We start from the raw sequence: 7,851 nt of genomic DNA on the forward strand, positions 1-7,851 counted from the left end.
GGAGGATGGACCTATGGCGCTCCTTAGTTTCGAGCGGAAATACCGCGTCCGCGGTGGCACATTGATCGGCGGCGACCTCTTCGACTTCTGGGTCGGGCCGTTTTATGTCGGATTCTTTGGAGTGACGACGGCAATCAGCGCCCTTCTGGGCACCATGCTGATCTTCGCCGCTGCGACCCAGGGTCCGACCCTCAACCCGTGGCTCATTTCGATCAACCCGCCGCCGATCGAATATGGCCTCAACCTCGCTCCGATGGAGCAAGGCGGATACTGGCAGATCATCACCTGCTGCGCCGTCGTGGCGTTCAGCTCGTGGGTGCTGCGGCAAGCGGAAATCTCGCGCAAGCTCGGCATGTCATACCACGTGCCGATCGCCTTCAGCGTCGCGGTCTTCGCCTATGTCTCGCTCAACGTCATCCGTCCCTTGTGGATGGGCGCGTGGGGCAACGGCTTCCCCTACGGCATCTGGACGCACCTCGAGTGGGTCTCGAACGTCGGCTACGCCTTCGGCAACTTCCACTACAACCCCGTGCACATGCTCGCGATCACGTTCTTCTTCACGAACTGTCTCGCGCTCGCGCTGCATGGCGGCCTGGTCTTGTCGGCGGTCAATCCGAGCGGGGGCACCGACGTCAAGACGCCCGAATACGAAGACACCTATTTCCGTGACTTCATCGGCTATTCGGTCGGCACGCTCGGCATCCACCGGGTGGGACTCTTCCTGGCACTCAATGCCGGGTTCTGGAGCGCCATCTGCATCGTCATTTCCGGCACTCTGTATGTCGGCAGCTGGATCGAATTCTGGGATTTCTGGAAGAAGATCCCGATCTGGTCGTAAGGAGCACCTGAACCATGGCGACTTATCAGAACATCTTCACGCAGGTGCAGGTCAAGGGGCCACCCGAAATGGGTGTCCCCATGGCACCCGGGGAAGATATCCGCATCCCCTACACGGGGTACAACTACTGGCTGGGCAAGATCGGGCAGGCCCAATTCGGGCCGATCTATCTCGGCTGGACCGGCACGCTCAGCCTCGTCTGCGGCACGCTGGCCTTCCTGATCATCGGGTTCAACTTCTGGGCCCAAGTGAACTGGAGCCCCCAAGGCTTCATGCGCGAGTTCTTCTGGCTCACGCTGAACCCTCCGGGGCCGGAATACGGCTTCAGCCCGTTCGTGCCGCTCAAGGAAGGCGGCTGGTGGATTCTCGCCGGCTTCTTCCTGACGACCTCGGTCCTCCTGTGGTGGGTGCGCACCTACCGCCGCGCGCAGGCGCTGGGCATGGGGATGCACATCCCCTGGGCCTTCGCCTCTGCCATCTGGCTCTACCTGGTGCTGGGCTTCATCCGCCCGATGCTGCTGGGCCAGTGGTCTGAAGCCGTGCCCTTCGGCATCTTCAGCCACCTCGACTGGACGAACAACTTCTCGCTCACTTACGGGAACCTGTTCTACAACCCCTTCCACGCGCTCTCGATCGTCTTCCTCTACGGGTCGGCCGTCCTGTTCGCGATGCACGGGGCGACGATCCTGGCACTCGGCCGCTACGGCGGGGAGCGCGAGATCGAGCAGATCACCGACCGCGGCACGGCTGCCGAACGCGGTGCGCTGTTCTGGCGCTGGGTGATGGGGTTCAACGCGACCTTCGAATCCATCCACCGCTGGGCCTGGTGGTTCGCAGTGCTGACCACGCTCACCGGCGGGATCGGCATCCTGCTGACCGGCACTGTGGTCGACAACTGGTACCTGTGGGCCCAGGAACACTACTACGCTCCGGATACGATCAACTACGATCCGAGCGGCGCCGCACAGGCCTCGCAGGGCGGCTGACACAGCGGGGGATGCCGGGGCTCACGGGCTCCGGCTCCCGCCCGAGACGCAAAAACCCGGCCGGGCGGCAAGCCCGGCCGGGTTTTTCTTTGGGCTTTGTGCGGGCGAAGGCGCGCGCGCCTGCTCAGCGCTCGAGGCGGCTGCGCAGGTCCATAAGATGCAGCGGCAGCGAGGCGGCGAGCGGGAGCGCGATCCACCACCATTGCGCGCCGGTCAGCGCCGCGCGCAAGCCCAGCACGATCAGCGCCGCCGGGCCGATGAGGCCGAGCACCCTGCCCCAGCTCCACCCGGCGCCTGCGCGCAGCCATGCGGCTTCCACCAGCAGAACGGCAAGGATGAGATCGGCCGCATGGCCGCTGGCAAAGAAGGCCTCGATCATCGCCTCAGCCCTCCCCGCGTCCGTGCCGCTTCAGCCGAAGGGCGCGTTGAGCTCGACCACCGCCCAGTTGAGCGCAGCCGCAAAGCTCACCCACCCAAGGTAGGGCACCAGCAGCAGCGCCGCGGCTCGCGAGAAGCGGCCGCAATAGAGGATCATCGCGAGGATCGAGAGCCACAGCAGCACCACCTCGAAGAACGCCCAGTCGGGCCGCTGCAAGCGGAAGAACAGGATCGACCAGGTGATGTTGAGAAAGCCGTTCAAGGCAAACAGCCCGATCACCCACTCCGCCTGCGCCGAGGTGCGCGCCGCGCGCCAGGCGGTGAGGCCGGCGACCGTGATGAGCGCATAGATCAGCGTCCAGCCCATCGGGAACAGCACGTCGGGCGGGTTCCAGGCCGGCTTGGCGAGGCCCTGATACCACGGCCCCAGATCCGTCACCGTCGCGCCCAACGCCGCCACGCACAGCGCGGCGACGGTCGCAACGATCACCGGGATGATTATCGTCGGCTTCATGAGCAAGGCTCTAAGGCGCAAGGCCGCCTCCTGCAACAGGCCTGCATCCGCCGTGCCCGGCGCAGCTAGAGCCTGTTCCGGTTAGGTGGAAACATTCGCATCGCGTCAGGAAGCCCGCTGGACAGGAGTGGTCCGCCAGCAGGGGCTGGTTGCCCCTGCAAGGGCCGCGACGCAGCCCGCGGGCTTCCTGACGCGACCCCGAAAGGGGCGGGCCGCTTTTGGCCCATCGCCGCGTCGATCGTCGGTCACCATGCTTCAGCATGGCTCCCTCCTCTCTCCTCGCGCTGGGCCAAAATCGGCTCCGTGCCAATGCTTCCACCTAACCGGGACAGGCTCTAGTGCGCAGGCGCAAGGCCGAGCAGGTGCGCGGTGTCCTTGAGGAAGATCTTGACGTGCGCCATCGGTTTGGCGCGCACCAGCTTCTTGTGCATGTAGGCCTGCCAGGTCAGCTCCTGCACGTCCTTGTCGTCGCACATGGTGACGAAGCGCTCGCGGCGCTTGTCGGAGGAGTACCAGAAGTACTGCATCATCCCGAGCACCCAGAACACCCGGCCGTGCTCCTTCATGAAGGCCTTGCGGGCGCTGCGCAGATGCTTGGCCTCGCCGGTCTTGAGGAACGCGGCCGAGGCCTCGGCGACCATCCGCCCGCCGACCATCGCATAATAGATCCCCTCGCCCGAGGCCGGTGCGACGATCCCTGCGGCATCGCCTGCAACGATCACGTCGGCGCCATTGTCCCAGCGCTTCAGCGGCTTCAGCGGGATCGGCGCGCCCTCGCGGCGCAGGGTCTCGCAGCGTTCGAGGCCGAGGTCGTCGCGGATCGTGGCGATCGCGCCCCGCAAGCTGAAGCCCTTGTTGGCGCTCCCCACCCCGATGCTCGCGGTGTCGCCGTGGGGGAAGACCCAGGCGTAGAAATCGGGCGAGAGGCGGCCCTGATAATAGACGTCGCAGCGCGAGGCATCGAACTGGTCGGTGTTCTTGGGCGGCGACTTGATGATCTCGTGATAGGCGAAGACGCAAGGGATGCGTTCCGCGCCGGGAAGGCACTGCTTGGCCACCGCCGAGCGCGCGCCGTCGGCGCCGATCACGACGCGGGCGCGCACGCTTTCGATCGGGCCGCCACGCGTGCGGCGGAAGGTGACGAGCGGGTGGCGCTGATCGTCACGCTCGATCTTCTCGAAGGTGGCGGTGAGGCGTTCGGCGCCCGAATGGCGCGCGCGCTCGCGCAACCATTCATCGAATTCCTCGCGGTCGACCATGCCGACATAGCCGATCTCGCCCACCGGCATGTCGACCGCACGGCCCGAGGGGGCGATCATCCGGGCCGAGCGCGCCTTGGCGACCAGCAGCGATTGCGGAATGTCGAAATCGGCGAGCAGGCGCGGCGGAACCGCGCCGCCGCAGGGCTTGATCCGCCCCCCGCGCTCGATCAGCAGCACCGAATGGCCGGCCAGCGCGAGATCGGTCGCGGCCGTGGAACCGGACGGCCCGCCGCCGATTATGACCGCGTCATAGATTGTCTGGTTCATCCGAACTGCTCCCTCTGCGAATGCTTGATGCTGGCGCGCATGGCTGCCCCGCCTGTCGCCCTGATGGCGAGCAAGGCTGCCAGCAGGAATGCCGCGGCCTCGATCCCGAATACCAATTGAAATGCCGCGCCATCATCGCGCAAGGCGCGCCGCGCCAGATCGACGCCGACCGCCCCGGTCAGCCCGCCGAGCCCGAAGGCGATCGCCTGGCTCGCGCCCCACACGCCCATGCGCACGCCCTCGCGGGTCTTTTCCCCGGCGCCCGCCAATCCCATCATCGCGCCGATCGCGGCCACGGCGAACACGCCATTGCCCAGCCCCAGCACGAACACATTGATGCCGAGCGGCCAGCCCGGGCCGGCCAGAGCCGCCAGCCCCAGCGCAGCCAGCCCCGCGGCCGAGAGCAGGCACCCGCACACCACCCAGACGCGCAACCCATCGGGCCGCTTGCCGCTGAAGGCGCTGCCGCCGATCCCGGTGACGATCATCCCGAGCAGAATGCCGCTCTGATGCTGCCCGCCCAGCTTCGTCGATTCCCCCGGCGTCATGCCGAAGATCAGGCCGGCGAAGGGTTCGAGGATCAGATCCTGCATCGAAAAGGCGATCATCGAGACAAAGATGAACACCGTGAACCGCCGCGCGGCAGGCTCGTGCCAGATCTCGGCCAGCGCCGCCCGGAAATCGGGGGCGGCACCATCGCTGGCGGCGTTGCCGAACCGGCCCGCCTGCCGCTCGAGCCGGAAGGTCGCAAGCGCCGTCAGCGTCACCATCACCAGCGCCAGCCCGCCTGCGACAAGCATGAGCCGCTCGAAGGAGAAGGGGTCGATCAACGCGCCCACAGTGATCGCCGATGCGACGATGCCCGCCACCATCATGATCCACGTCACCGCCGCCGCTGCCGCGCGCCGCGCAGGCGCGACGCCCGAGGCGAGCAATGCCAAAGCCGAAGTGCCGCCCGCGCCAACGCCCGCGCCGATCAGGCTATAGGCCAGCACCGCCAGCGCGAAACCGGGCGCGAATGATGTCGCCATCAGCACCGTTGCCTGCGTGGCGAGCAACCCGCCCGCCGCCAGCACCGCCACCCCGCCGATGATCCAGCGCGTGCGGCTATTGCCCTTGTCCGAGGCATGGCCCCACAGCGGACGACCGAGCTGCACCGCATAATGCCATGCCACCAGCCCCGCCGGGATCGCCGCGAGCAGCCCGAGTTCGACCACCATCACCCGGTTCAGCACCGTCGTCGCCAGCATTACCAGCGCGCCGATCGACGCCTGCACCAGCCCGATCCGCACGATCGCCAGCCAGCCGAAGCCCGCTTGCGTCGTTACGGGCGAGGCGAGCGGCGCGTGCATCAGATAGTGCCCCCGAGGCCGAGCGCCGCTGCCAGCATTCCCAGCACATAGAGCGTCACGCCCACACCGTTATACCACGGCGCATATTTCGCCGGATCACGCAGCAGCTTGGGCATCGCGGCGATCTGCGCGGCGAGCACGCCGGTGACCACCACGGCCGAAATGGCATGGCCCCACACCGCCAGCAGCGCGATCACCACCACCTGCGCGGCGGCCATGGTGAAGCAGGCAAGCCTCGCGGCGCGGCTCACCCCGAGCACCACTGGCAGCGAGGTGAGACCGGTCTGGCGGTCGCCTTCCACTGCCTTGAAGTCATTGAGCACCATGATCCCGTGCGCGCCCAGCGAATAGAGCACCAGCACCGCGATCACTTCAGCAGAAGGCATCGCGCCAAGCATCACGGCAGCGCCGGTGAACCAGCTCAGCCCCTCATAGGTCAGCCCGCACACCAGCGGGCCGAGCCAGCCATTAGCCTTGAAGCGCAGCGGCGGAGCGGAATAGGCCCAGGCGAAAGCGAGGCCCACAAGGCCTGCGACAAACACGACCGGTCCGAGCAGCCAGGCGACGCTCGCCGATATCAGGCTCGCGATAATCGCGATATAGAGCCCCCAGCGGCCCGGGATCCTCCCCGAGGGGATCGGGCGGTGGGGTTCGTTGATGGCATCGACATGGCGGTCGAACCAGTCGTTGACCGCCTGGGATGTGCCGCAAACCAGCGGCCCGGCGAGCAGCACGCCGCCTGCAACGAACCACCAGCGCCCCTCCAGCCCCGCGCCCGAAGACACCGCGCCGCACATGAAGGCCCACATCGGCGGGAACCAGGTGATGGGTTTGAGCAGCTCGAGCACGTCAGCCGGTCTCGGCGCGCGGCCGGGACGCGATGCCGGGGTGGGCACGGTGCGAGTCGAAGGTACCGAGTGCTCCATGATGCGAGGCTATGCCTGACAAGCAAGAGCGTCAAATTATTTTGACACATTGAGTCGGGCAAATGCCGCTTTTCGCGTTCAAAATCGTAAACGCTGCCTTGGGGTGTCATGTCGGGACATGTTCGGCGAATTGACAGTTGGACAATTGGGCCGCGCCTGCGCCCCTGTTCGCATGGCCGGTTTGAAGGCCGGTCATGCGCAGGTTGTCGGCGGTTTGTTGCCATGTGGTCGCGCGCCGGAGGGCTGTTCGAAGGGGCGCTGAAGCAGCGATCCTTGCGGCGCTGGGAAGCCCTGCACGGGCCGGTATTCTACTCGCTGTCGCCCGCCAGATTGCCGAGCCCGTAGCGGTGGAGCTTGGAATAGAGGCTCTGGCGCGACAGGCCGAGGATCTCGGCCGCCGAGGCGCGGTTGTCCGAGGTGTAGCTCAACGCCGCCTCGATGCAGAGCCGCTCGATCAGGTCGGTGCTCTCGCGGACGATGTCTTTCAGGGACATGCGCCCGACCAGTTCGGTGAGCTGCTCGACCGAGCGCGGCAAGTCCTGCTGGCCTGGCGGCAGATCGCGCAAGCGGCGGCCCACGGGGCGGATCACAAAGGCGTAATAGCCATCCTCGCCCGAGGTACGAACCGCAGACAATTCAACAGGTTCGCCTTCGATATCGTGGCCGACCCGCAACACGGTCGCGACATTGCGTGCGGCGCCGTGCTGATCGATCTGGCCTTCGATGAGGTCGAGATCGATCCCCGGCCGACCGATCGATTCCGACAGGTGCCGCCCGCGCAGCTGATCGACGCTCGCCGCCTGGAGCATCTCGACGAAGGCGGCGTTGGCGGTGACGATTTCGAGGTTGCTGTCGGCCACCACGAAGGCGTCGGGCATCTGGTCGACCAGCGCGAGAACGGGGGAGAAATCGCCCGCGGGACGATCGGTCGCGGGCACCAGACGCACCAGCAGGAACTGGCCGCGATCCTGCGTGAAGCCGTTGACGCTCGCCATCACCTCGCGCTGGCCGCGCGCAATGCGGATGCGCGCGGGGCTGACCGTATCGGAGACCAGCGCCGCGCCGACCAGCGCCTGCAGCGCCTCCTGCGCGCTCTTGTCGATGAAGGTCGCAAGCTTCTTGCCCGGCAGCCCGCCGGGACGCGCGCCGACCAGCGTGTGCGCGGAAGGGTTCGCCTCGCGGATGCGCAGCGTGCCGGCCTCGACGATCATCACCGGCTCGGTCGAACGCTCGAACAGCATGCGGTAGCGCGCCTCGAGCTGGCGCATCCTGAGGTAGTCGCGCTCGAGCGATTGCTGGACCTGAAGCAGGCGCTGCTGGAGCTTGCC

8 protein-coding genes are annotated in these 7,851 nt (G+C 66.8%); 2 read left to right on the forward strand and 6 right to left on the reverse strand.

What is annotated here, in order from left to right:
• The first annotated feature begins 13 nt into the window (after nt 1-13).
• On the forward strand, nt 14-838 hold the full coding sequence (gene pufL, locus NBV68_RS15460; protein ID WP_296311398.1) for a photosynthetic reaction center subunit L: 825 nt from the start codon (nt 14-16) through the stop codon (nt 836-838).
• Nucleotides 839-852: 14 nt separating this feature from the next.
• Nucleotides 853-1,824 (forward strand): photosynthetic reaction center subunit M, encoded by a 972-nt coding sequence (gene pufM / locus NBV68_RS15465; RefSeq protein ID WP_296311380.1) that lies wholly within the window; start codon nt 853-855, stop codon nt 1,822-1,824.
• Between the two features lie 124 nt (nt 1,825-1,948).
• Here pufM and NBV68_RS15470 read toward each other — a convergent pair whose 3' ends face one another.
• The 6 genes from NBV68_RS15470 to ppsR form a co-directional block, all read right to left on the reverse strand.
• A complete protein-coding gene (locus tag NBV68_RS15470) occupies nt 1,949-2,203 on the reverse strand; it encodes a hypothetical protein (protein ID WP_296311382.1) in 255 nt (84 codons plus the stop codon).
• Between the two features lie 30 nt (nt 2,204-2,233).
• The gene (locus NBV68_RS15475; RefSeq protein WP_296311385.1) at nt 2,234-2,716 is read right to left on the reverse strand and encodes a TspO/MBR family protein; all 483 of its coding nucleotides are present in this window, start codon (nt 2,714-2,716) and stop codon (nt 2,234-2,236) included.
• Between the two features lie 335 nt (nt 2,717-3,051).
• Complete coding sequence (locus tag NBV68_RS15480; RefSeq protein WP_296311389.1) at nt 3,052-4,245, reverse strand: geranylgeranyl diphosphate reductase; 1,194 nt, start codon at nt 4,243-4,245, stop codon at nt 3,052-3,054.
• A complete protein-coding gene (locus NBV68_RS15485; RefSeq protein ID WP_296311391.1) occupies nt 4,242-5,597 on the reverse strand; it encodes a BCD family MFS transporter in 1,356 nt (451 codons plus the stop codon). Before NBV68_RS15485 ends, NBV68_RS15480 begins: the two co-directional genes overlap by 4 nt.
• Entirely contained in the window at nt 5,597-6,523 is a 927-nt protein-coding gene (chlG, locus tag NBV68_RS15490; RefSeq protein WP_296311393.1) for a chlorophyll synthase ChlG, read from the reverse strand. Before chlG ends, NBV68_RS15485 begins: the two co-directional genes overlap by 1 nt.
• A 308-nt stretch (nt 6,524-6,831) precedes the next feature.
• Nucleotides 6,832-7,851 (reverse strand): transcriptional regulator PpsR (gene ppsR / locus NBV68_RS15495; RefSeq protein ID WP_296311396.1); only part of this gene is annotated, 1,020 nt, incomplete at its 5' end.

Source organism: Erythrobacter sp. (assembly GCF_023653175.1).
Lineage (GTDB): Bacteria > Pseudomonadota > Alphaproteobacteria > Sphingomonadales > Sphingomonadaceae > Erythrobacter.

What these genes read in the sequence shown, in the direction of transcription:
- pufL (WP_296311398.1), top strand. Translation starts at nt 14, where the DNA reads ATGGCGCTCCTTAGTTTCGAGCGGAAATACCGCGTCCGCGGTGGCACA.
- NBV68_RS15485 (WP_296311391.1), bottom strand. Translation starts at nt 5,597, where the DNA reads ATGCACGCGCCGCTCGCCTCGCCCGTAACGACGCAAGCGGGCTTCGGC.
- NBV68_RS15475 (WP_296311385.1), bottom strand. Translation starts at nt 2,716, where the DNA reads ATGAAGCCGACGATAATCATCCCGGTGATCGTTGCGACCGTCGCCGCG.
- pufM (WP_296311380.1), top strand. Translation starts at nt 853, where the DNA reads ATGGCGACTTATCAGAACATCTTCACGCAGGTGCAGGTCAAGGGGCCA.
- NBV68_RS15480 (WP_296311389.1), bottom strand. Translation starts at nt 4,245, where the DNA reads ATGAACCAGACAATCTATGACGCGGTCATAATCGGCGGCGGGCCGTCC.
- chlG (WP_296311393.1), bottom strand. Translation starts at nt 6,523, where the DNA reads ATGGAGCACTCGGTACCTTCGACTCGCACCGTGCCCACCCCGGCATCG.
- NBV68_RS15470 (WP_296311382.1), bottom strand. Translation starts at nt 2,203, where the DNA reads ATGATCGAGGCCTTCTTTGCCAGCGGCCATGCGGCCGATCTCATCCTT.